At 33.4% G+C, this 25,025-nt stretch carries 18 protein-coding genes; 7 read left to right on the forward strand and 11 right to left on the reverse strand.

Annotated elements, in window-relative coordinates; translation table 11 throughout:
* The first annotated feature begins 288 nt into the window (after nt 1-288).
* Both ACXGQW_RS09310 and ACXGQW_RS09315 read left to right on the forward strand, forming a co-directional pair.
* Nucleotides 289-1,671, forward strand: coding sequence for an MFS transporter (locus ACXGQW_RS09310; protein ID WP_457822223.1), 1,383 nt, complete (start codon nt 289-291; stop codon nt 1,669-1,671).
* Between the two features lie 639 nt (nt 1,672-2,310).
* Nucleotides 2,311-3,942 carry an ABC-F family ATP-binding cassette domain-containing protein gene (locus ACXGQW_RS09315; RefSeq protein WP_457822225.1) on the forward strand — a complete coding sequence of 544 codons (1,632 nt, stop codon included), beginning with the start codon at nt 2,311-2,313 and terminating at the stop codon, nt 3,940-3,942.
* 211 nt (nt 3,943-4,153) lie between these two features.
* Here ACXGQW_RS09315 and ACXGQW_RS09320 read toward each other — a convergent pair whose 3' ends face one another.
* From ACXGQW_RS09320 to ACXGQW_RS09340, 5 genes are all read right to left on the reverse strand, one after another.
* Nucleotides 4,154-9,406 carry a GEVED domain-containing protein gene (locus tag ACXGQW_RS09320; protein WP_457822227.1) on the reverse strand — a complete coding sequence of 1,751 codons (5,253 nt, stop codon included), beginning with the start codon at nt 9,404-9,406 and terminating at the stop codon, nt 4,154-4,156.
* 359 nt (nt 9,407-9,765) lie between these two features.
* Entirely contained in the window at nt 9,766-11,250 is a 1,485-nt protein-coding gene (locus ACXGQW_RS09325; RefSeq protein ID WP_457822229.1) for a cryptochrome/photolyase family protein, read from the reverse strand.
* A complete protein-coding gene (locus tag ACXGQW_RS09330) occupies nt 11,250-11,378 on the reverse strand; it encodes a DUF2256 domain-containing protein (RefSeq protein WP_457822231.1) in 129 nt (42 codons plus the stop codon). Before ACXGQW_RS09330 ends, ACXGQW_RS09325 begins: the two co-directional genes overlap by 1 nt.
* 10 nt (nt 11,379-11,388) lie before the next feature.
* A complete protein-coding gene (locus ACXGQW_RS09335; RefSeq protein ID WP_457822233.1) occupies nt 11,389-12,486 on the reverse strand; it encodes an FAD-binding domain-containing protein in 1,098 nt (365 codons plus the stop codon).
* 96 nt (nt 12,487-12,582) lie between these two features.
* Nucleotides 12,583-13,506 (reverse strand): LysR family transcriptional regulator, encoded by a 924-nt coding sequence (locus tag ACXGQW_RS09340; protein ID WP_457822234.1) that lies wholly within the window; start codon nt 13,504-13,506, stop codon nt 12,583-12,585.
* Between the two features lie 216 nt (nt 13,507-13,722).
* Between ACXGQW_RS09340 and ACXGQW_RS09345 the strand changes: the two genes are divergently transcribed.
* Nucleotides 13,723-14,685, forward strand: a complete 963-nt coding sequence (locus ACXGQW_RS09345; protein WP_457822236.1) for a sodium-dependent bicarbonate transport family permease — start codon at nt 13,723-13,725, stop codon at nt 14,683-14,685.
* A 47-nt stretch (nt 14,686-14,732) separates the two neighbouring features.
* Here the strand turns inward: ACXGQW_RS09345 and ACXGQW_RS09350 are convergent, their stop codons facing one another.
* The 4 genes from ACXGQW_RS09350 to clpB form a co-directional block, all read right to left on the reverse strand.
* Nucleotides 14,733-15,806 (reverse strand): flavin monoamine oxidase family protein, encoded by a 1,074-nt coding sequence (locus ACXGQW_RS09350; protein WP_457822238.1) that lies wholly within the window; start codon nt 15,804-15,806, stop codon nt 14,733-14,735.
* 132 nt (nt 15,807-15,938) lie between these two features.
* Nucleotides 15,939-16,577 (reverse strand): peroxiredoxin, encoded by a 639-nt coding sequence (locus ACXGQW_RS09355; protein WP_457822240.1) that lies wholly within the window; start codon nt 16,575-16,577, stop codon nt 15,939-15,941.
* A 15-nt stretch (nt 16,578-16,592) separates the two neighbouring features.
* Nucleotides 16,593-16,928, reverse strand: coding sequence for a gamma-glutamylcyclotransferase family protein (locus ACXGQW_RS09360; RefSeq protein ID WP_457822242.1), 336 nt, complete (start codon nt 16,926-16,928; stop codon nt 16,593-16,595).
* A gap of 105 nt (nt 16,929-17,033) precedes the next feature.
* Nucleotides 17,034-19,622, reverse strand: a complete 2,589-nt coding sequence (gene clpB, locus ACXGQW_RS09365) for an ATP-dependent chaperone ClpB (protein ID WP_457822243.1) — start codon at nt 19,620-19,622, stop codon at nt 17,034-17,036.
* Between the two features lie 250 nt (nt 19,623-19,872).
* Here clpB and ytxJ point away from each other — a divergent pair, with 250 nt between their 5' ends.
* Nucleotides 19,873-20,241 (forward strand): bacillithiol system redox-active protein YtxJ, encoded by a 369-nt coding sequence (ytxJ, locus tag ACXGQW_RS09370; RefSeq protein ID WP_457822245.1) that lies wholly within the window; start codon nt 19,873-19,875, stop codon nt 20,239-20,241.
* A 121-nt stretch (nt 20,242-20,362) separates the two neighbouring features.
* A complete protein-coding gene (locus tag ACXGQW_RS09375) occupies nt 20,363-20,737 on the forward strand; it encodes a toxin-antitoxin system YwqK family antitoxin (protein ID WP_457822247.1) in 375 nt (124 codons plus the stop codon).
* Between the two features lie 361 nt (nt 20,738-21,098).
* Here ACXGQW_RS09375 and ACXGQW_RS09380 read toward each other — a convergent pair whose 3' ends face one another.
* Complete coding sequence (locus ACXGQW_RS09380) at nt 21,099-21,899, reverse strand: Cof-type HAD-IIB family hydrolase (RefSeq protein WP_457822249.1); 801 nt, start codon at nt 21,897-21,899, stop codon at nt 21,099-21,101.
* A 208-nt stretch (nt 21,900-22,107) separates the two neighbouring features.
* Nucleotides 22,108-22,458, reverse strand: coding sequence for a T9SS type A sorting domain-containing protein (locus ACXGQW_RS09385; protein ID WP_457822250.1), 351 nt, complete (start codon nt 22,456-22,458; stop codon nt 22,108-22,110).
* 258 nt (nt 22,459-22,716) lie between these two features.
* On the opposite strand from ACXGQW_RS09385, the gene ACXGQW_RS09390 reads away from it, so the two are divergent.
* Together ACXGQW_RS09390 and ACXGQW_RS09395 are read left to right on the forward strand one after the other, a co-directional pair.
* Nucleotides 22,717-23,991, forward strand: coding sequence for a serine hydroxymethyltransferase (locus tag ACXGQW_RS09390; RefSeq protein WP_457822252.1), 1,275 nt, complete (start codon nt 22,717-22,719; stop codon nt 23,989-23,991).
* A 156-nt stretch (nt 23,992-24,147) separates the two neighbouring features.
* Nucleotides 24,148-24,912, forward strand: a complete 765-nt coding sequence (locus ACXGQW_RS09395) for a hypothetical protein (protein ID WP_457822254.1) — start codon at nt 24,148-24,150, stop codon at nt 24,910-24,912.
* Nucleotides 24,913-25,025 lie beyond the last annotated feature (113 nt).

Genomic DNA, 25,025 nt, shown 5'->3' on the forward strand with positions numbered 1-25,025 from the left:
ATCAGTACTTAGTTTTTGTTATATATGATTTTTAACATATTTAAGAATGTGTAATTGATAGCTTTTTTATAAAACCAAAAACAGATTACGTAAAACCTCTTTAGAGCAGTCTTTAGTAAGGTGTAAAAACAGTTTTTATTATGTTATAAGTTTGTTTTTGGTTTTTATTTTTAACATTATCAAAAAAAAGGAGTAGAATAATTATTTATATGTAGAAAGACTATTAGTTTTGCAAGTATAAATACGTAGTTAATTACGTAGTTTTGTTTTTTTATCAAATTTATACTTATGTCAACTTTATCTAAAGCTACCAAGCTAGAATTATTTAATTTAAAAAGTAAACCTATTCAAACTTTTTGGATTACTTCAATTGCCTTTTTTATGTGTTTTTTCGCATGGTTTGGGATAGTTCCTTTTATGCCTTATGTGGTTAAAGATTTGGGATTAACTCCAGATCAAAAATGGAATTCGATTATTTTAGCTGTTACAGGTACAGTTTTTGCCCGTTTACTTATCGGTAAATTATGTGACCAATATGGACCGAGATTATGTTATACTTGGTTGTTAATTTTAGGGGCTTTGCCAGTTATTGCAATTGGTTTTGTTCAAACACCGGCTCAGTTCTTAATTTGTAGATTATTTATTGGTTTTATAGGAGCTTCTTTTGTGATTACGCAGTTTCATACTTCGTTAATGTTTGCTCCTAACATTGTGGGTACTGCCAACGCAACATCTGCCGGATGGGGTAACCTTGGAGGTGGTGCCAATAGGTTAGGTATGCCTTTAATTGCTGCAGCAGTAATTAGTTTTGGTGTGGCACAAGCTGACGCTTGGAGATACGCTATGATAATTGCAGGTATCATTTGTTTTTTAATGGGAATTGTCTATTATTTCTGTACTCAAGATACTCCGGAAGGAAATTTTAGGGACTTAAAAGCTACCGGTAAAATGCCTCAACTAAAGAAAGACGAAGCTGGTTTTGGAGTGGCAATAAAAGACTATAGAGTTTGGATTTTATTTTTGGTTTATGCAGCTTGTTTTGGAATGGAATTAACGGTTTACGGTACTATGGATGACTATTTACAGAATACGTTTCAACTAGAGCGTGTAACTGCAGGTAACCTAGTATTGTCTTTTGCATTGATGAATATTTTTGCAAGAACTTTAGGAGGTTTCTTTGGAGATAAATTTGGTAGAATGAAAGGTTTAAGAGGACGTGTTATTTTTTTAACTGTAATATTGGCTGTAGAAGGAGCAATGTTAGCGACCTTTTCCACCGCTGGCAATTTTATAGTAGCATTCATATTTTTAATTTGTTTTAGTTTGTCTGTTCAAATGGCAGAAGGAGCTACGTTTTCAGTAGTTCCCTTCATCAACAAAAAAGCTATAGGTTCTATTAGTGGAATTGTAGGTGCAGGAGGTAATGTAGGTGCGTTTTTAGCAGCTATTTTGTTAAAATCTAAATCTGCCGTAGCAGAAAAAGCAGCTTTAATAAACACCCAAGGAGCTAACGAAGAAGTAATTAAAACTGCTCAAGCCGCGGCTTCTTCCGAAGCAGTTTCGAGTGGCTATTTTATAATTGGTTTGTTAGTAGTAGCAACGGCCTTAATTTCGCTAACCATAAAATTTTCAGAAGAAGACGAGAAAGAAATTACGCTACAGACCAAATAAATTTAAGACTTTTACGTATATACTTAGTTTGTAAAAGAGGGTTCTATTTTGTTCTAGAGTCCTCTTTTTTAGGATATTTATTTGTGAACGTGTAACTTAAATACTGATGTTTTGAAAAAAAATATTATTTTTTCTTGGTGTAAAGATTTTTATTACTTAGTTTTGCAAGTATAAGTACTTAGTTTTTTACGTATTTATGCAGCTCAAATATTTGAGTTAAAAAAAGTTCTACGGCACGATAAAGTGTTTTCTATACAACAAAGTCAAAATAAAAATTGGGAGGTTTTTAAAATATTTGTTAAGCTAATTCTAAAGAAACTGTTGTTTGATAGTGGTTTTGTTAGGTTGAAAAGCATTTAGAATTGGTGTTTATAAATTTTATTTTTTGATAAAGTTTTAGTTTTATCTACATTATTGGAAAGGTACTGTACGTATCGTAGAATCTTTTTTTTAAGCACGTATTATCCTATTCTTATTTTATTCATAAGTAAGATAGTTTTAATAGTTTCTAGTTATCACTTGTCATTTCATTAGTCAGAAATGGCAAGTTTTTTAATTTATTCCACGTATAAAATAAAAGAAGCCCTGGTGAATCACTAGGGCTTCTTTTTTGTATTTTTGACACCTAAAATTTTAAATATGATTTCTGTAGATAATTTGGCTGTGGAGTTTAGTGGACATACTTTATTTAGCGATGTTTCCTTTGTAATTAATGAGAATGATAAAATTGCATTAATGGGTAAAAACGGAGCTGGTAAATCCACCATGATGAAAATTATCGCAGGAATGCAATCTCCTACCAGAGGAGGAATTCGTTGCCCTAAAGACACTGTTATAGCTTACCTGCCGCAGCATTTATTAATAGATGATGACTGTACAGTGGTAGAAGAGGCTTCTAAAGCGTTTGATGAAGTTTTTAGTATGAAAGCTGAAATGGAGAACTTAAACAAACAACTAGAGACAAGAACGGATTACGAATCTGAGGAGTATATGAAAATTATTGAACGAGTTTCTGACTTGGGAGAGAAGTACTATGCTCTAGAAGATGTAAATTACGAAGCAGAGGTAGAAGTGGCTTTAAAAGGATTGGGGTTTACTCAAGAAGATTTTAATAGAGCAACTTCAGAATTTAGTGGAGGTTGGAGAATGCGAATTGAATTGGCTAAAATTTTGTTAAAAAAGCCAGATTTAATCCTGTTAGATGAGCCTACCAATCACGTAGATATTGAATCAGTTATTTGGTTAGAGAATTTTTTGTTAAACAAAGCCAAAGCGGTTATTGTTATCTCTCACGATAAAGCATTTGTAGATAACATAACCAATAGAACTTTGGAAGTTTCAATGGGGAAAGTATACGATTATAAAGCTAATTATTCACATTACTTGGAACTGAGAAAAGAACGTAGAGCTAATCAGCAAAAAGCATACGATGAGCAGCAAAAAACAATTGCCGATAACAAATTATATATAGAGCGTTTTAAAGGAACTTATTCAAAGGCTTCATCTGTTGCTTCTCGTAAAAGAATGTTGGAAAAAATGGAAATTATAGAAGTAGACGAAGTGGATACTTCTTCTTTAAGATTACGTTTTCCACCTTCACCTAGATCTGGAGACTATCCTGTAAAGGTAGAAAATATGAGCAAGTTATATGATGATCATATTGTTTTTAAAGAGGCTAATATGGCTATAGCTCGTGGCGAAAAAGTGAGCTTTGTTGGACGAAACGGAGAAGGGAAATCTACTATGATAAAAGCCATTATGGGGCAAATAGATTTTGATGGAACTTGTGGTTTAGGGCATAATGCCAAAGTGGGTTATTTTGCGCAAAACGAAGCTTCACTCTTAGATAATGATTTAACAATTTTTGAAACCGTAGATAATGTAGCTGTTGGAGATATTAGAACACAGATAAAGAATATTCTAGGAGCTTTTATGTTTAAAGGTGATGACATAGAAAAAAAAGTAGGTGTTTTATCTGGTGGGGAAAAAACGCGTTTAGCTATGGTAAAGTTACTCCTAGAACCTGTAAATGTTTTGATTTTAGATGAACCTACTAACCATTTGGATTTGCGTTCTAAAGATGTAATTAAAGAGGCGTTACAAAATTTTGATGGTACCTTGATACTGGTTTCTCACGATAGAGATTTTTTAAAAGGATTGTCAGAAAAAGTATTTGAGTTCAAAGAAAAACGAGTAATTGAGCATTTTGAAACAATTGATGCTTTTTTAGAAAGAAACAAAGTAGAAAATTTAAAGGAAATGGATTTGTAGTTTGTTGATTGAAAGAAGCTAGATTGTACGGCAGTTTTCACGACTGATGTTGAGAAAAACATAGTTTACCATTTTAAAATGGTGTTGATGATTTTCTGTTGGATTTATAGATAAACGTATCGTTGGATTGCTGTAGAACTCAACTTCACCTTGTAATTCACATAAATAAAAACAGCTCTTTTAAGAGCTGTTTTTATTTATGTGAATGTTTTTAATTGCAATATATTTTTTTATTGATAAGTCCTTTCTCAGTATTCATTTTTAGTATATGTATACCAGAAGTAAGGTGTTTAGTATCTATCGAAATGATGGACTTTGACTTGTTAACTTTCCAATTTTTAATTTCTTTTCCAAGCAAATCAAATAATTTTACGGAATTAATTTTAACAAGATTTGGATTTGATATTGTCAGAATTCCGTTTAAGTAATCTATGCTTAAATTATTGTCATTTAATAATTTGTTATTAAGCGTTTCTTCTTTAGCAAAAGTGATAGCGAACCTATCTTGGTATAATGTGTTAGGAGTTAAAGCCAATTTAGCAACTCCATTGTCTAACGGATACGTTATACTGTTCTCTTTATCTAATAAATATACCTCTCTATTTACGTTTTCCCATTCATCAATATCAAAAACTAAGGCTCCGTTGCTACCCGTCTTTATGTGTAATGGAACTCTCAAATTTTGACTTATTTGTGGCACTCCCGCAATGATATAGTTGTAGTCACTATGATTGAATTTCCAGTAAATATCGGTTTTTCCTTCATTATAAGATATTGCATCGTGACCAGGTTCGTAACCAAATGTTAAATCATTGGCTAATACCAAACCTAATTGTCGGTGTAATTTAAGACCTTCTTCATTTACATAATCTACACCAATTTTGATGATACTTTTTTTATCCGCATCGTAAGATCCTTGTAAGCCACTTGTTTTGGATAAGTATTTAGGCTCTTTTGTTTTGAAAAATATAGAGTTCCCAGAGCTTTCTGTTACGTATTCTCTTTGGCTGTTGTTAAAGGTAATAGTTCCAGTATTGGTTGTTGTAGAAACAAAAAATCCTTGTGCTACAGCAATGTAGGGTTGTGGGGTTTGGTACACTCCGTCTCCAATAAAGGGAGTACCATTGTTAGGGTCTGTATTGTTTTCTACAACATTATCAGCCGATAGCCCCATGTCTTTGGTAAGCGTTGCATAGCCTCCAATATAACCACTAAACGCATGTCCATTTTCACCTGGCGAAGCGACACCTGCATGTTCCCATAAGTATATTGTACCATCAATAACAGCTTCATTATCTTCAATAAAACGCTTTGCGCTTATAGCAGATGGATATGGGTTTCCTACTAGGTAATTTTGATTGGTTCCCATGCTAGTAATACTAGTAAGGTCTCCATCTTTAGGTACTCCAACAAACGTATAATTTTGTATTTGTCCTGGTCCTTTAAAGGTAAATCCATCTGTTTGGTTAATAAAGCCTCTAGATTGTCTGAGGTTAAAATTAGCAACGTCCGTATCGTTGGGAGCAAAAGTATAAATCCATTTTTCTGCGATACGGATAGGATCACTTACATCACCATCGTCACCACTCACAAAATTAATATTCTTTGGAATCGATGAAGATGAGGTTGGGGTGCTACCATCTTTCATTACATCAGCAATTGTAAAGCCATTTGAGGCAACACTATTCACAGGAGAAGAAAAATAATTAAATCGATAAGTGTTATCTGTGTTAGAGTTTTGGTCTATATACAAATCCCCCGTACCTCTAACTTGTTTGGTGCCTACGTGAGTCTGAATAAGTTGTGCGCTACCTACCATCCTAATTTCTGCCCCCGAACTAAGGATTAATTCATCACTCACAATAAGAGCCACATTACTGATGGTTAATTTGTTTGGGCTAACAACTTCTAAGTTTTTGGCTAGTAAGTTGCCAGTTGTATGTTCGTAATTGTCGTTAATGATTACGTTTCTAGATCTATCAGGCAATCCATTGTTCCAAGTGTTTGATGATAAGCTAGTAGTACCGAAATGATGCACCCCTAGTTTGATATTAGCAGTGTTGTCTGCATTGTTAATCTCTGATAAAAGGGGAGCGTTAGGATGTCTTTCTGGAGTACCATCTGCGTAAGGGTCTAAATTATCGTCAACAAAAGCAGTCCATTCACTACTTGTATAAGTATTATTATAAGTACTAATGTTATCATTACGGACATAAGATGTTTCGTTGCTTATGGAGCTAATCACATCAAATCGGTTTTCCCAAGCATTAGTTCCTGAGTTGCTTGTGATAATGATAATATCGTCCCCACCGTCAAAATCTGTAATGGCAGAGTTTTCTAGTGGAATCCCTAAGTGATTGATAATAGCACTCGTATTTTTTCTGATAATTAATGACGTGTTTGCTGCTATACTGGTATTGATTGTGTACTCTGCATCAGGAGCAATCCCAGCTTGGTCTCCACTAGTGTTTTTATAAAGAGCTAAAATAATTTGACTAGCAGCTATTATGGCACTACTAGTGTTTGTGATTTCTATCCATCTTTCATCTGTTCCAGAATGTAGTACTTGAGTAAACATTAAAGTTTCAAAAGTACTGATGTCTCTAGGGTCTATAAACAAATCAAAATCTTGGATACTACTCTCTTCATTGTTAAAAGTACATGCGTTAGTAGGAGTGTTGTCAGACATAGCAACTCTCATACGAGTTTTACCAACAGTTGCTGTATTTGGAATTGCAATAGAGATATTGTCTGTAACAGTTGTAGTTCCAGATGATGTTAGGTTGCTGTATACTTTTTCTGTCAACTCATCAAATTCACCATCAATATTATAATCAATCCATATTGTCAAACTTGTATTTGCAGATATAGTTCTGTTGTAACTAACTGTTCCTGCCAAGCCTGATGAAATTTCTACGGAAGTACTAGTCCCTCTAAAATAGTTATATGTGGGACTACTGCTATTAGTATTATTATCTATACTACCAAGCGTTACATTGCTAATGTAAAAGTTAGAATTGCTCGTGAAATTCAAGCCGATATCGCAATAGTCAACTTCAATTGTTGTAAAGTTACTTGTACTTGTATAAGTGGCACAATCTGCATCTACTGCTACTTGAATATCGTACTGAACACCGTTGTTTAAGCCTGTTAGAATGGTGTTGGTTGTGTTTATGCCGTCAATTTCAGTCCATGTGGAAGTGCCAGTTTGCCTGTATCTCATTTTAAAAGGTCCGGCTTCGCTAGAAGTCCAGTCAACTCTAACACTAGTCTCTGTAATATCAGATGCGCTTAAAGCAGAAGGAGTACTAGGGGTACTCACTATAACAGTTTGACTAGAGGCAACAACAGTTTCTCCGTTGTCAAAAGACCATCTTATAGTATAAGTTCCATCTGTATTAAAAGTGGTGATGTCTGAGGTAGTTGCAGTGATTATCGTACCACATTGATAATTTAGTATAGGGGTTGTTGCAGTGTAGTTACAATAGGCATTAATAGTGTTTAAAGTTGGTGCCGTAAAATTACCTGTGTAGGTTCCTACGTTAACGTTAGCAGTACAGGTGTCGGTCAATCCATCTGTGTCCGTAACGGTTAGTGTAACTAAATTATTCCCAAGATTGTTACAGTCAAAAGTTGTTTTGTCTAAGGACAAAATTAAATCCTCAGAGTTGTCATAATCATCGCTAGATCCATTGTCTATTTGAGCGGCCGTTATGGTTGCGTTCCCAGAGATGTCTAATTGAATATTTAGATTTTGACAAACCGCAATAGGAGGAGCTATATCTGGTCTGATAATTAAATCAAAATCCTTAATATTACCTTCTTCGTTTCCATACTCACAAGAGTTGCTAGGAGAATTATGAGACATAGCTATTCTCATACGGGTCTTACCTGTAGAAGCAGTATTGGGAATTACAATTGCTACATTTTCAGTGATAGATGTTGGACCGTTGGGGCGTAATCCTCTAAAAACTTCCTCCCCATCGTCGTCAAAGTCACCATCAATGTTGTAGTCAATCCATATAACTAAGCTAGTTGCTGGCCAGTTAGGTCTACTGTAAGCAACTGTACCGCTAAGAGTTCCGTTTTGTGAAACTAATGTAGAATTTCCGTTTAAGTATTCATACAATGGAAAACTGCTACTGTTGGTTAATGTAATGTCTCCCAGATTTACGTTTGATAGAAAAAACTGATTGTTAATGTTAGCATTTAAATCAGTGCAATAGTCTAATGCTAGTGTGGTGAAATTTTGAGTGGAGGTAAAGTTAGCACAACTAGCACTCACGGCTACCTGCACATCATAAATTGTATTGTTACTCAGCCCATTGATAGTTGCACTTGTTGTTTCTACATTTTGAATAACGTTCCAAGAGCTTTCAGAATTCTTTTTATATCTAATTTTAAAAGGACCAATCTCAGATGAGTTCCAACTTACATTGGCACTAGTCTCATCTATGTCTGAAATTGTTTGGGCGGTTGGTGTTGATGGAGTATTAACATGAATAATTTGGTCTGTACTCACTATAGTGCTTCCGTTGTTAAAAGACCACGAAATAGTGTAAGTTCCGTCTGTATTAAATGTTGTTGGGTTGGTAGTCGTACCTGTAATTGTGGATCCGCACTGATAATTTAGTACAGGAGCGGCTGCTGTATATTCGCAATAAGCGTTGATAGTTTCTAGAGTGGGAGCAGTAAAAGAACCAGAGTAGCTAGACACATTAACAGTGGCATCACATGTATCTGAAAGTCCATCCAAGTCAGTGACAGTTAGAGTAACGGTGTTATTTCCTAAATCGTTGCATGTAAAATCGGTTTTATCAATACTATAGGTCAAAGTATTAGCAGCGTCAAAGTCATCAAAAGAACCATTGTTAATTTGATTGGCTGTGATATTGGCAGTTCCAGCAACATCAAGTTCAATATTTAAATTTTTACAAATAGCAGTGGGAGCAACAGGTGCAGGGCGAATATTAATAAGATAATCTTCTACTTCACCAGCATCAAAAGAGGTTGTACACGGGTTTATTCCATTTCGGACAAGCACGACCCTTAATCTAGTATTTCCGTTTAGGGCACTATTGTTAACTGTAAAGGAAAAATTTTGACTGTAATTACTTGAAGCTTGCGCACCAGAAAAAGAAGCTATTTCTTCTCCACTATCTGTAAAATCTCCGTTTTGGTTGTAATCAATCCAAATTTTTAATTGATGACTATTACTTGCAGGTACATGGTAATTTATGGAGCCTCTGTAAATTGTTCCCTTGGCAAAATTAGCAGAAATACCAGAATAGTAAGTAAAATTGCTAGGGTTAGTACTTGAATTATCAATATCTCCTAACGATAAATTGGAAATAAAAAAGTTTTGATTGTGATTTAAGTTAAAGGACTCACAATAACTTTGCGAAAATAGATTACTTGATGTGATAAGTAATATAAAAAATAAAAAGGATTTTGTGAATCTCATACTAAAGTCTTAGTTAATAACTTGTCTGCTTTTGTGCTAGGCATTAAACACTTTATGCGCTACTTTATGGTCTTTGTGACGATTAATAGTAGATGTTGTTAAGTTAACTTTAGTAATGATTTTTTCTAAATATTAAAGAAATAGTTTCTTTTTAGATTATCTGTTTTGATGGGATGCAATTTTTTTATTTAGAATATTTTTTTAGGGATTTGCTTGCTTTCTTCTAATTATTTTCAATGTTTAATTAAGGATTTTTAAAATTAACAAAGGTTGGTAAATAAGGGGGGTAAAGTATTAAGTACTCAAAAAAAGTCCTGTTTTGTGATTGTAAAGAGCATTTTTTTAGGAAAAGCGTTGTTTTAATCCTGTAGCTGATCAAAGAATTTTTGAGCATTTTTTAAATGAGCTTCTTTTTTAGAAGCCTCCATTTTATCAAAATTCCTTAAAAGCATATTAAGTCTTGGGTTGGCATTAAAGAAATTTCTTTGTTTATCCATAAAGTGCCAAAATAAACCATCCCAAGTTTGCTGCCAATCACCCCTTTTATGGTTACTCATTTTAAGGATATAATTGGAGCTAGAGATGTAAGGTTTGGTAGCAAATAAACCACCATCTGCAAATTGACTCATTCCGTATACGTTCGGAACCATGACCCAATCATAAGCATCAATAAATAATTCCATAAACCATTGATAAACCTCGTTAGGATCAAATTCACATAATAACATAAAATTTCCTAAGACCATTAGTCTTTCTATATGATGGCAGTATCCGTCCTTCAGTACAGATTTAATAGCAGTATCCACAGGTGGAATTCCTGTCTCTCCCGTGTAAAAAGTTTTTGGAATTTTACGTTTAAAATTCCAAAAGTTTTGTGTTCTCGAGTAGTTTCCTTTGCAGATGTACATACCCCTAATAAACTCTCTCCAACCCGTTACTTGTCTAATAAATCCTTCTGTACAATTTAGGTTAGTATTATTTTCCTTAGCATAAGCAAGTGTTCTGTCAACAATATTCTTAGGGCTGATAAGTCCTACATTCATTAATGGACTCAGAACACTATGATGTAGCGTACTGTTGTCTTTATGGATAGCATCTTCGTAATCTCCGAAAGCATAAAATCTGTTTTCTAAAAAATCATGTAACCAATCATCGGCACTTTCAAAAGTATAGGGGTACAAGCTTGTACTGGTAATTTCTCCTAAATTGTTAGCGTAGTAAGTTTGGGTATAAATTTTAGCTTCCTCCCAATATTGATCCTGATTTGGGTAGTTGATGTTTGGGGGTGTTTTTTTTGCAGGATATTTTTTTCTGTTTTCACTATCAAAGCTCCATTTACCTCCTAAAGGGTCTTTGTCATTCACCAATAAAATTTGTTTAGACTGCCTCTGTTGTTTATAAAATGTAGCGTGATAAAATTTGCTTTTATCGGGTTTAAAAAAAGAAGCTAAATCTTGCTTAGAGTTTAAAAATAATTGTGTGTCTAAGCAATTTAAGGCTACGTTATTTTGATGAGCTTTAGATTGAATTCTGTTTTGGAGCCATTCATCTACCGGATCGATAAATGTAATTTGCTCTACATTTTCTTCAGCAAAAAAATCAATTAAATTTCTGATGTCAGAAAGTTTGCTATGACTATCAATATACTTAACGTTGAGTCCGTTTTCGGTTAAAAAATCAGCATAAAACTTCATACTAGCTCTATGGAAAGCGATTTTGGTTTTGTGAAAATTATATTGTTTAAAAAACAAAAACTCTTCTACTAAATAAATATCACCCTTATCGTTGTGAATAGGATGTTCTTTAAATAATTGATGTGGAAATATGATACTTACATTTTTCATTATTTATTGCTTTTGCATTTTTTACTACAATACTTTACACTTTCCCAGTTCTTTTCCCACTTTTTTCTCCAGTTAAAAGGTCGGTCACAAACGATACAAATTTTAGAGGGGAGCTGTTGCTTTTTCATTACAATAATGCTATTTAAGTTTTAATTCTTTTTTGCATTTTTTCCAATAACTAAAAAAAGAAGGAAAGTAACCCTGTACATTAAACATCCAATCTCTAGGCTCTTCAATCCCTTTGTAGTGATGATTCAAGGGATGTTCTTTGTAGAATACTTCTTGCTCTTGCGAACATTGTGTTTTAAGCTCATCAAAAGAACCTACAAAAATATTAATGTTAGGAATATTGCTTTTTAAGTGCAGAACGAAGTCAATACAGTTTTTAGATACGAGATATTGCTCAAATAATTTGGGTTCTAACAGTAAAATTCTGTTTGCCTCTGTATCGGTTTTCCAATTCGGATCTAAGTTGTAGTAATTGTAAATAAGTACAGGAAGTTTTCGGTCGATTTCAAAATCGTCTGAAATAGGAAGATGATTCGTTAAACTAGGTTTAGTGGTTTCTAATAGTTCTTTAGGGATACCCACCTCTTCAATCACATCATAATCAACATCTATAAAGGTGTTCTTTTGAGAGGTATTAAAAAAGGTATTGATATTGTTCTGATTTGCATAGTATTTTTTATTAGCATTCGCACCAGCAACCCATTGCCAGCTCAAAGCATTACTAGCCCAGTCTCCATCTAGCAAATGGTAATACATCCAATGCGCTGGAGTTTTCCAATAACTTTGAGCGATGTTACAGGTAATGGCAGCCACGTACATACGCATATGATTATGCATATACCCTGTACGGTACAAATTTTCAATTCCATAATCTACAGCAATAATGGACGTATTTGCTTCGGTAATATTAACTGGTATTTTTTGATGACTTACTTTTTGCTGAGGATGTTTTAAATCCTGATTGATTAAATCACCCTTAGCTATCCATATTTGTTGCCAATAATCTCTCCAAGCCAATTCCTGAATGAATTTTTCTGCCTGCCAAAACTTAAAGCCGTTTGCAAGAAGTCTTTTGTATACAAATTGAGTGGAGATAACTCCTCTAGAAATAAAAGGGGATAGGTAGGAAATAGCTCCGTCTTTATGATTTCTTGTTTTGCTGTATTTAATAGGGTCAATACAATCTATTCTTTCTAAAATGTCTTCGTAGCTAATAAAAAACTCCATATTTTGCTTTTGGATTTGCAAATTATGGAGTTTGAATAAAATTTGATATAGATTAATATTTTCTAAGCTAATCAAGAAAAAGTTTAAACTACTCAATTAAAATTTGGTGAACCAATCAAAATGTTTGTGTATAATATTGTCTTTATTCTCGTTGATAAATTTAACGTAAGCTTGGCTGCTCGGAGATAACTGTTTGTCTTTTAACCATATTAAGTTCCATTCAGTTTCTATAGGCAAATTGGGAACAGGCACAATTTCTAGTTCGCCATTTAACAGTTCGTTTTTCATTCCAATTAAAGGCATAATGGAATATCCCATACCTGCAATAATAGCTTGCTTAACGGCTTCGTTAGAGACTAATTCTATATTTCTAGTAGATTTTAAAGAATAGGATGAAATGTATTTTTCCATGGCCAATCTGGTGGCGGATCCTTTTTCTCGGTATATGAGAGACACTTTCTCTAAATCGGAATGATTGAATTTTGTGATGGGTTCTGTAGGATAATGTTTTCTGGTTAAATACAATTTGTTGGACATCAATTCTATGGTGTTAATATTGATGTTTTCTGGAATAGTGGATACCAAAGCAAAATCGGTCTGATTTTTTTCTAGGGTCTCTATTACTTTTGTTTTGTTGGTAACATCAATGACAAGTTCCACACCAGGAAATAGTTTAGAAAATTTGGTTAAAAAATAAGGGATCACATATTTACCAGTAGATACCACGGAAATCCTAATTTTTCCAGTTACTATTCCTTTATAAGCCAATGCTTTGTTTTGAATATCTGCCATTTGATTGACAATTTCTTGACAGGCAATTGCAATTTCTTGTCCAAATTCTGTAATATGAATTCTACGTCCTATTACTTCGATTAAGGGAACATCAAACTGCTCTTGTAATTTTTTTATTTGTATAGAAACTGCTGGTTGCGTTAAATGGAGTTCTTCGGCAGCTTTGGTAATGCTTTTTTTTTGGATCACCTTTAGGTAAACAACCAATTGATGTAGGGTATAGTGCATAATTATAATTTATGAATTGTATATAAAGTATAAATATAAATATATGAATTGAAATGCAGAATTTTGTGACAACAAAAAACTAGAAATGAAAATTATAAAATTAAAATTTTATCGGTGTCAAAGTTTGTGTTTAAAATTAAAGTTTCATCTTAAAGAACTAAAATAACAACATCCGTATATCAGTAAAAAACATAAAGAAACCGAAAAACAAAAATTATGAATTTAGATTTATTAATAGATAACCTAACGAACCCAGCATTATTGTTCTTTTTACTAGGAATTGTAGCTGTACAACTTAAAAGTGATTTAGAAATCCCACCAAATTCTGCAAAGTTTATTTCGCTGTATTTACTCTTTTCTATTGGTTTTAAAGGAGGACAGGAGTTGGCTCATAGTCAATTGGGATTAGATATTTTGTGGATTTTACTCTTTGGTATTTTGTTAGCCACTATTGTTCCGTTGTATTCCTTTTTTATTATCAAAAAAAGATTGGGGATAGAAAATGCAGGAGCCATAGCAGCTGCCTATGGTTCCGTAAGTGCTGTAACGTTTGTGACTTCAGTATCGTTTTTAGAAATGCAAAACATAGAGTTTGGCGGACATATGGTCGCAGTGATGGCATTGATGGAAGCTCCCGCAATTATTGTAGGGGTGTTGTTAATGTCTCTTTACAGAAAAAACAAACTAAATGGAGTGAGTTTTGGTAGTGTAGTAAAGCACTCTGTAACTAACGGAAGTGTGTTGCTAATTATGGGTAGTTTATTGATAGGATTTATCGCTAGCGAAAAGCAAGCAGCAGGGATAGCCCCTTTTACAACAGATATTTTTAAAGGATTCTTAGCGGTCTTTTTATTAGATATGGGAATTACTAGTGGAAAAAAATTGGCTGCCTTTTGGAAAAACGGAGCATTCCCATTAGTGTTTGCTGTCGTGATTCCTATCATTAACGGAACCATTACAGCTTACGTAAGTAGATTTGTGAGTGATAGCCATGGAGATCAGTTACTATTTGCCATTTTAGCGGCAAGTGCTTCTTACATTGCAGTTCCTGCAGCCATGAAAATTGCTGCTCCCAAAGCCAACCCAGGTTTGTATTTACCCATGGCATTAGCCATCACTTTCCCTTTTAACATCACATTGGGCTTGCCTCTGTACATGTATATTGTAGAATTTATGTAGGTAAAACTTAAGAATTCAAATATTAAAAACGTCTTTAAATTTTTAGTTTAAAGACGTTTTTTTGTGAGCTGATTAAAAACATACTGAGCACTTCGCACAGCCCCTTCCATGTAGCCGGAAAACTGAGAAGAGGTTTCAGTACCTGCAATAAATAACGAGTTTTCTAAATAAGTTTGATGAAAAACAGCATCGCCGTTGTTTTGATGTGGGAGTATGATATCGTCATAATCTGTAGAGGTGTATTTTTCTAATTTCCATATAGTTTCCTCATAACTTAAATAAGCTCTTGCTTGCGAACCATAATATTTCTCCAGTTGATTTAAAATAGCCTCAAGTCTTTCTTGTTTACTGATTTTGAAAAAATTACCATTTAAAAAACCTTTCAAAGCAAATTGATTGTTCTGTTTGTTGGAATGATCATACATTTCTGGAATAGGTCCTACGTTGCTAAAAATAGTACCACTCAAATTATCCTTTTGCCAAAAAGCTTCTTTGTAAGTTAGTCCCACTTTAATGGATTCCCCCATCCACGTGTGTGTTTTTTGTGCTACTTCACAAAAACTATTTTCTAGTTTGGGCGTAACACTTACAGTATTATTTAACAGGTGTGGAGGCAAAGTAGAAACTACATAATTTGCAGTAAATTGACTGTTTTGATGAGTTGTTACTATCGTTTTGTTTTTTGCTCTACTAATGGATTTAACTGCTTGATTCAGTAGTATATACTCAGGATTGATAAAGCCCGATAAGGCTTCGGTAAGTTTACTCGTTCCTCCTTTTAGGCGGTAACTAGGGGTTTGATTTTTTGGCAACTCTACAATTTGAGCTGGATTCGTAGATACAGGTTCATAGATAGCCGTATTTCCCAACACTTGATCAAATAGTTTAAGTCCAAGCTGATCTAGTAAGTTCAAAACTTCTGTATGTTGATTGGCAAACCACGTAGCTCCTAATTCTATAGAAGTTGTTTTCTCATTCTCTTTGGTTAAAATTCTACCTCCAATTCTATCTCTAGCTTCTAGAATTACAAAGTTGTAATCAGTTTTAGATAGATAATAAGCCAAAGTAAGTCCAGTTAAACCAGCACCTATAATTATAATATCCGTATTTGTTGTTGTCATTAAAATATAATTGAAAGACCGATAAAGTAAAAGCTAGCTATAAGTAAAGGATATGTTTTTCTGTGTATATTTTAACATCAGAATAACAAACCCTAAAACTATTAGCTAGCCTTTATTTTTAGTTAAAGAAATTTAAATATTGGGTTGAGGTGTTACTCTCAAATAAGGTTTTACTTCCTTATGTCCCTTAGGAAATAATTCTTTAATATCTTCATTTTTAACCGCAGGAACAATCACTACATCATCACCGTGTTTCCAGTTGGCAGGAGTTGCTACTTTGTGGTACGCTGTTAATTGTAAAGAATCAATTACCCTTAATAATTCATCAAAATTTCTTCCTGTAGATGCGGGGTAGGTAATGGTTAATTTAATTTTTTTGTCTGGTCCAATTACAAAAACAGAACGAACGGTTAAAGTTGTATCTGCATTAGGATGAATCATGTCATACAAATCAGAAACTTTTCTATCCTCGTCTGCGATGATTGGAAAGTTAACCGTAGTGTTTTGAGTTTCATTAATATCCTTAATCCATCCTAAGTGAGAATCTACACCGTCAACACTTAAAGCAGCCACTTTTACATTTCTTTTACTGAATTCTTCTGTGTACTTAGCAACCGTTCCTAACTCGGTAGTACAAACAGGGGTGTAGTCTGCAGGGTGAGAGAATAAAATTCCCCATCCATCTCCCAACCACTCGTGAAAGTTAATTTCTCCTTCTGATGTTTTTGCGGTAAAGTTTGGTGCAATATCACCTAATCTTAATGTGCTCATAATTATTTTTTGTTTTTATTTGTTTGCTACATAAATCCAACCTTTTTTACCTGAAGTAAAGGTGGCTTCTATTCTTTTATAATCAGATACTTCATAAGCATCTGCTTGTTCTAATTCGTCTTGAGTAATCTCAAAAAGCATTCCTTGTACTTCGTCGTGATTATGATCAGAAATTTCAGCGATAGGATGGTATTCTTTTTCGCTTTTAGCCAATACATCTGGATCGACAATTTTTAATTGTCCCAATTTATAGCCTTTCAAACTGTCTTTAGAGCCTTGTAAAAGTCTACCAAACGATTCTAACTGAACTTTTTCTAATTGTAAAGTTCCATAAGAAAAAAGTAAATGCATTTTAAATGAATATTTAAATGATTGTTTATAATTGTTATTGATATAAAAAATCACTCGGAACAATTGATAATGTTCCGAGTGAAGTTTGAATTAATTAGCTGTAATTTAGGAATTCTTAAAGAATAATTTGTCATCCACAGCATCTAAAATTACATGGCTTTGGTTACTTAAGTTTCCTGCTAAAATTTCTTTAGAAAGAAGATTCAACACCTCTTTTTGAATCACACGTTTTACAGGTCTAGCTCCAAACTCAGGATCAAATCCTTTTTTAGCCAAAGCCTCTTTTGCATGATTTGTAGCTTCTAACGTAATTTCCTTATTAGCCAATAAATACGTTAAACCTTTTAAATGTAGTTCTACAATTTGTGTAATTTCATTGATGTCTAACGGAGTAAACATTACAATTTCGTCAATGCGGTTAATGAATTCAGGTCTTACAATTTGCTTTAAATTTTGTAAAACTTCTCCTTTAGCCACCTCTGCAACTTGTTCTCTAGTCTGATTTTTAGCATTCTCAAAACAATCTTTAATAATATCAGCTCCCATGTTAGAAGTCATAATAATAATGGTGTTTTTAAAATCTGCTAAACGACCTTTGTTATCCGTTAATCTACCTTCATCCAATACTTGTAATAAAATATTAAAGGTATCAGGATGTGCTTTCTCAATTTCATCTAGCAACACAACAGAGTAGGGTTTACGTCTTACCGCTTCTGTTAATTGTCCACCTTCATCATAACCCACATAACCTGGAGGTGCACCAACCAATCTACTTACTGAATGACGTTCTTGATACTCACTCATATCTATACGAGTTAAGGCATTTTCGTCATCAAATAAATATGCAGCCAAAGCTTTGGCTAATTCCGTTTTACCAACTCCAGTAGTCCCCAAGAATAAAAAGCTTCCTAAAGGTTTTCTTACGTCTTGCAAACCAGCTCTTGAACGACGCACAGCATCAGAAACCGCTTCTATGGCATCCTCTTGACCCACCACTCGCAAATGCAATTCATCCTCCAACTGTAATAATTTTTCACGTTCGCTCTGTAACATTTTTTGCACAGGTACACCTGTCCATTTAGCAACTACTTCGGCAATGTCATCTTCGGTAACCTCTTCTTTAACTAGAGATCCTTCTTGATTGTTAGCCAACTCCAGTTGCGCTTTGTCTAATTGTTCCTGCGCATCTTTAATTTTACCGTATCTCAGTTCTGCTACCAAACCGTAATTTCCGTCTCTTTCGGCTTTTTCAGCTTCTAGTTTGTAGCTGTCAATTTCATCTTTAATAATTTGCACGTTATCAACTACTTCTTTTTCGGATTTCCACTGTGTATAAATAGCATCTCTTTTTTCTTGAGTATCTGCTAGTTCTTTACGTAAGAGTGTAAGTTTCTTTTCATCTTTTTCACGTTTAATAGCTTCAATCTCAATTTCAAGCTGCATTATTTTTCTATCTAAGACATCTAAATCTTCGGGTTTAGAATTGATTTCCATACGCATTTTAGCCGCTGCTTCGTCCATTAAGTCAATGGCTTTATCTGGTAAAAAACGGGAAGTAATATATCTTTGACTCAATTCTACCGCAGCAATAATAGCACTGTCTTTTATTTGTATTTTATGATGCGCTTCGTACTTTTCTTTAATACCGCGTAGAATGGAAATAGCACTTTCTGTATCAGGTTCGTCTACTACAACTTTTTGAAAACGTCTTTCTAGTGCTTTGTCTTTTTCAAAGTACTTTTGATATTCATCCAAGGTAGTAGCACCAATAGCTCTCAACTCTCCACGAGCCAAAGCAGGCTTTAAAATATTGGCAGCATCCATAGCTCCCTCTCCACCTCCAGCACCTACTAAGGTGTGAATTTCATCGATAAACAAAACAATATCTCCTTCTGCAGAAGTCACTTCTTTTACTACTGATTTTAAACGCTCTTCAAACTCTCCTTTATATTTAGCTCCTGCAATTAATGCTCCCATGTCTAAAGAAAACACTTGTTTGTCCTTTAGGTTTTCGGGAACATCCCCTTTAATAATTCTGTGAGCCAAACCTTCGGCAATCGCTGTTTTACCAACTCCAGGTTCACCAATCAGCATCGGGTTATTTTTAGTTCTCCTCGATAAAATCTGTAGAATTCTACGGATTTCCTCGTCACGACCAATGACTGGATCTAATTTACCTGTGCTCGCCAACTTATTTAGGTCTTTTGCGTATTTGTTTAGAGAGTTGTAAGTTTCTTCGGCACTTTGAGAAGTTACTTTCTGACCTTTTCTAATTTCATCAACGGCAGCACTCAATCCATTTTCAGTAACTCCTTGGTCTTTTAATAATTGACTAATGGTGTCTTTGTTTTTTAGCAATGCAATTAATAAGTGCTCGATAGAAACGTATTCGTCTTCCATTTTTTTTGCAATATTACTTGCATCCGTTAGCGTTTTAGCTGCTGTTTGAGATAAACCTATTTGTCCCCCAGAAACCTTAGGAAATGTTTCTAACGTTTTATCCAGTATTTGTGGTAAAACATCTAAGTTTACTTGTAATTTTTTTAGAATAAAAGGAGTTACATTTTCATCTACCTCTAATATGGCTTTAAATATATGTGTGTTTTCTATTTGTTGATGTTGTAATCCTTGCGCAATCTGTTGTGCTTGTTGTACAACTTCTTGTGACTTTATGGTATAATTGTTAAAGTTCATAATGGTTAATTTTAAGGATTTATGTTTTTAAATAGCTATTTTCTGATGAGAGTAAGAGCAATTGTTATTCCTCAAAAAATAAACGGAAATAATGTCCTTTAAGTAGACAAAATGTCTTTGTTTACTTGGGTCTAACGGACTTTTTGTCTTACTTGTAAGTACTTTAAAGTAATGCGACTTAAAAGAATAGTAAATAAAATACACAAAGAATAATATCTTTGTCATTGTAATCATTAAAAGAGAAAATAGTATGGGATTTTTTGATAAAATTTTAGGAAGTAAGGACAATGCCAGCTCTGCTTCAAAAGTAAATTGGATTGAGTTAACAAACGTATCTCAGTTGGATGAAGTTGTAGAAGCTTCTAAAACGAGTAAAGTAATTATTTTTAAACACAGTACCCGTTGTAGTATTAGCGCTAGTGTTTTAAATAAATTTGAAAAGCAAGTGGGAGATGATTATCAACTGTACTTTTTAGATTTAATTGCACATAGAGATATTTCGGCTGCCATCGCAGAGAAATTTAATGTAGTACACCAATCTCCTCAAGCTATTTTTGTGGAAAGCGGTAAAGTAACTCAGCAGGATTCTCATTACGGTATTTTAGAGTTAACATACTAAGTAGTTGAAATTAAGCGATTTACTTGTTTTTGACTATTCAATGTTAATTTAATGTTAAATAAATGTTGTTCAATTGTAAAATGTTTGTATCTTTGTGGTATCAACATTAATACAATACATTATGAAAGCAACATTATTAATATTATCGCTATTTGTAGGACTCGTAACTTTTGGACAAGATAAAAGTAACATCCAGGTGGAAAAACAAGGTGACTTATACAAAGTAACTTTGCTTCACGAAAACGGTATGGTTGCTCAAACAGGTTATGTTTCTGCTGATAAAAAATTACAAGGAATGTGGACATCTTATGATGTAAACGGGAAGAAAAAAGCTATAGGTAATTATGTAGATGGACAAAAAACAGGATCTTGGTTTCATTTTAACAGAAATTCTGAGCTATTCACACAAGTTGTTTACGGAGTTGATAGCAAAATAGCTACTGTAAATACTTCTATGACAAAATCTCAATTAGCAGATAACGATATTGAGGAATAATTAATAGGTACTAAATAAAAAAGAGACTGTTTTTATACAAAAGCAGTCTCTTTTTTTGTTTTAGGTTAAATGTTGTTCGGTGTTTTCTTCCGATATACCAGGAGTTAGGCAAAAAGACTTGCTTAATCCTTTGATGTATGCATAGTAAGTATGACACGTTGAACAGTTGAGTAATTCTACGAAAAAAAGAAGTTTGAGTAATTTCTTTTTTTTGGATTTAGATCTTAACGTTGACTCGCAACAAGGGCAATATCTTTTTTTCATGATACTAAAATTTAAAATTACAGAACATTAAGTTACATAAAAAAACAGCCAACTAGCTTGATATAAGTTAGTTGTCTTTTTTTAAGGGCTTTAAAAGCTATAATAAAAATTTTTCGATCACTTCTGCAACACCATCATTATTGTTAGAGGCTACAATTAAATCGGCTCTATCTCTTAGTTCAGGAGTAACATTATCTACCCAAACCCCCAATCCAGCATATTCCACCATAGATAAGTCGTTTCCAGCGTTACCAACAGCAATGGTTTCTTCTTGTTTGATGCCAAGCTGACGAATCAATCGGTCTAAAGTAGCTGCTTTATCAATTCCTTGTGGCATTACTTCCAAAAAGAAAGGTTTAGACATTGATATACTAAGGTCAGTTCTTTTTTTCTTCAACTTTGTCTCAATACCTTTTAAGTAACTAGGCTCTTCAAGAAGTAAACATTTCACACAGCTTTTTGTAACCGTACTCTTTAAATCTTTTACCTTTTGATAAGGCATTCCTGTTAAATTTATTTCTATATCAACATACTCAGAGTCCTTCGTTCCAACGATAGCTCCATTGCTGTAAGTAATAAAAGCGGTTTGGTTGGCTTCGCTAAAATCAAAAATTTCGTGTAAATCCTCAACTTTTAGACTTTGTTCAAATATACATTCATCATTAGCCATATTTATAATCTGACCTCCGTTGAAAGATATAATATAAGAGTTGTATTTGTCTAACTCCAACTCTTTGGCAAAATGAGTCATTGCTGGAGTTGGTCTACCAGAAGCCAAAACAACGTAAATCCCTTTTTCTTGAGCAGCTTTAACAGCTTTCTTATTTCTATCAGATATTGTATGATCGTCTGTCAACAACGTATCATCCATATCCAACACAATCATTTTATATTTCATGTTTAATAGATTATAAAACAAATTTACCTAGAATTTTAAATCTGTAAGCTATTTTTAGGTTGATTTTAACATCTACTTAATATTGGAGATTAGAAAGTACAACTAATGATTTTATTTGCTTAAGGTGCGTTTCTCAAATAAAAATAAAAAGAGAATTCTAGGTTGACTAGAATTCTCTTTTTAAAAATAGGAAAGGTTATCGAATAATTTATCCCTTAACAATTTGCGTTCGGGTTAATTTGTTCTCTGGAGTACTTGCTTCAATCACATAAACACCGTTAGAAAAATTGCTGATATTAATATCACCTTTATTCCCCAAAATATATTTGCGTTTGACTCTTTTACCTTTTAAGTTATAAATTTTTACTATTACTCCATTATTAGTAGAGTTTACATTAATTACATGGGTGCTAGCAATGTATTTGATACTAATTTTGTTTTCTTTTTTGGTGTGTTTTTGAGGAATTGAATTTTCTTCGGGATTAGTTAGAGGATTAGCGTTAGCAGTAATCGTTAATAAAAATAGAAGGCTAAAAAAAGTTAGAAGTATTTTTTTCATTTTAGTAAAGTTTTAAAGGGGTTAAACATAATGAATAGAACAGTCTATATTTTTGTTAAATTCTTACTTAAGTTAAGGAAAATTATAGGATTACGAAAAAAAACAGTCGATTACAACCTTTGTTAAGAGAATTAAAAATGCGTATTGTGCTATATAAAAGAATTCCAAAGAGATAGATTCTCACCACTTGATAGTAAAGCTTGAATAAATATTTCTTATTTTTGCAGCACATTTTCAACTTCAAAAACACCTAAGATTATGAAACGTGATCAAATCATATTTGATTTAATTCAAGAAGAAAAAGAGAGACAATTAAAAGGAATTGAATTAATTGCTTCTGAAAACTTTGTTAGCGAACAAGTAATGGAAGCTCAAGGTTCTGTGTTAACTAATAAATATGCTGAAGGATATCCGGGTAAAAGATACTACGGAGGATGTGAAGTAGTTGATGTTGTTGAACAATTAGCTATAGATAGAGCTAAAGAATTGTATGGAGCTACGTATGTAAACGTGCAACCTCACTCTGGTTCCCAAGCTAATGCGGCTGTATACTTTTCTGTACTAGAGCCAGGAGATAAAATTTTAGGATTTGATTTATCGCACGGAGGTCATTTAACACATGGTTCTCCTGTAAACTTTTCTGGTAAAATTTACAAGGCAGCTCATTATGGTGTAGACAAAGAAACAGAAGTTTTAAACTACGATAACATTCTAGAAATTGCTAAGGTAGAAAAGCCACAAATTATTGTAGCTGGTGCTTCTTCTTATTCTAGAGATATAGATTTTGCTAAGTTTAGAGAAATTGCAGATGAGGTAGGAGCTTATTTATTAGCAGATATTTCCCACCCATCAGGAATGATTGCAAAGGGTATTTTAAACGATCCAATGCCTCATTGTCATTTTGTAACCACTACTACTCACAAGACTTTGAGAGGTCCAAGAGGAGGGATGATTATGATGGGACAAGATTTTGAAAATAAAAAAGGAATCACTCTAAAAAATGGTAGCTTAAAGAAAATGTCTGCTATTTTAAACGGAGCTGTTTTCCCAGGATTACAAGGTGGACCATTGGAGCATGTAATTGCTGCCAAAGCTATTGCTTTAGGAGAGGCTTTAACAGATGAATATTTACACTACCAAGTTCAAGTTAAAAAGAATGCTGCAAGATTGGCTAAAGAATTAGTAGCCAAAGATTATAAAATTATTTCTGGAGGTACAGACAACCATTGTATGTTGATAGATTTGCGTAATAAAGATTTGTCTGGTAAAGATGCAGAACAAGCTTTGGTAAAGGCAGATATTACTGTAAATAAAAATATGGTACCATACGATACTCGTTCTCCATTTGTAACATCAGGTATCCGTTTGGGAGCTTCTGCTGTAACAACTCGTGGTTTAAAAGAAGACGACATGGCTGTGATTGCAAACTTTATTGATGAAGTAATTAACAACTTTGAAAATGATGAAGTTCTAGAAACAGTTGCTGGTAAAGTAAATGAGTTTATGCAAGATAGACCGTTGTTTCAAATATAACATGAAACTCAATCGATCAAAAAGAGCTACTCATTACGGTAGCTCTTTTTTGTTTTTATCCTAAAAAAGCTTTTTTATCTTTAACTTCATCAACTCTTTTAATGTTAAAGGTTAACATTAAAGAAAAAACATTTTAACTGATAAATAAATATTGCTTTGAAAAATACAAAAACATACAAACTTTTAGTTCTTTTAGGAATTGCATTAATGCAGACAAGCTATGCTCAATTGAGCTATAAAGCTGTTGAGGATTTAAAATCATCATCAAAATTAATTTTTAAAGACGATTTTAACCGATCTGAAAAAGATGATACTATTGAAGATTTGGGAAACGGTTGGCAAACCAATAGTATTAAAAGAGCTGAGGGTCATAAACAAGCAGATTTAAGGAATAATGTGCTGTATGTAAAAATGTATGAACACGCAACGCATGGTACAGCAATTCTACAAACGGCACCTTTTGATGATGGTATTGTAAGTACTAAGTTTAGGGTACTTACTTTAGGAACAAAAGACAGAGGAATACAACTTAATTTTAGTGATCCTGATGCGGCTCATTTATCACACAACGGCCACATATGTCAGGTAGGAATCAATGTCAATGAGGTGATATTGCTAGATCAACTGACAGGTGTTTTTGAAAAAGATATATTTTACAAAAGGAAGCACAACGCACCTAAGGAGGAAATAGCAAAACTGTTAAAAGGGAAATCTAAAAAATTTAAGGCAGATGTAGTCTTAAACAAATGGTACGAGATAACCTTATTGTTTCAAAAAGATGTACTATTTGTATATATTGATAAGCAATACGTAGGGAAGTTAAAATCTGATGGATTTGATCATACCAAAGCAAATATTTCTTTGTCTATGTGGTCTTCATCAGCAGAGTTCGACGATTTAGAAATAAGATCATTGGACTAGATTTTACAAGACACCAAACAATGTTACCCATACTTAAATCAGATTTTACAGCTTTTTGATAGGTTATTGCTTGTTATTATTTTCTCTATTTTGTGTGCTCAAACTAACGCATT

The organism is Wenyingzhuangia sp. IMCC45533 (assembly GCF_054111225.1).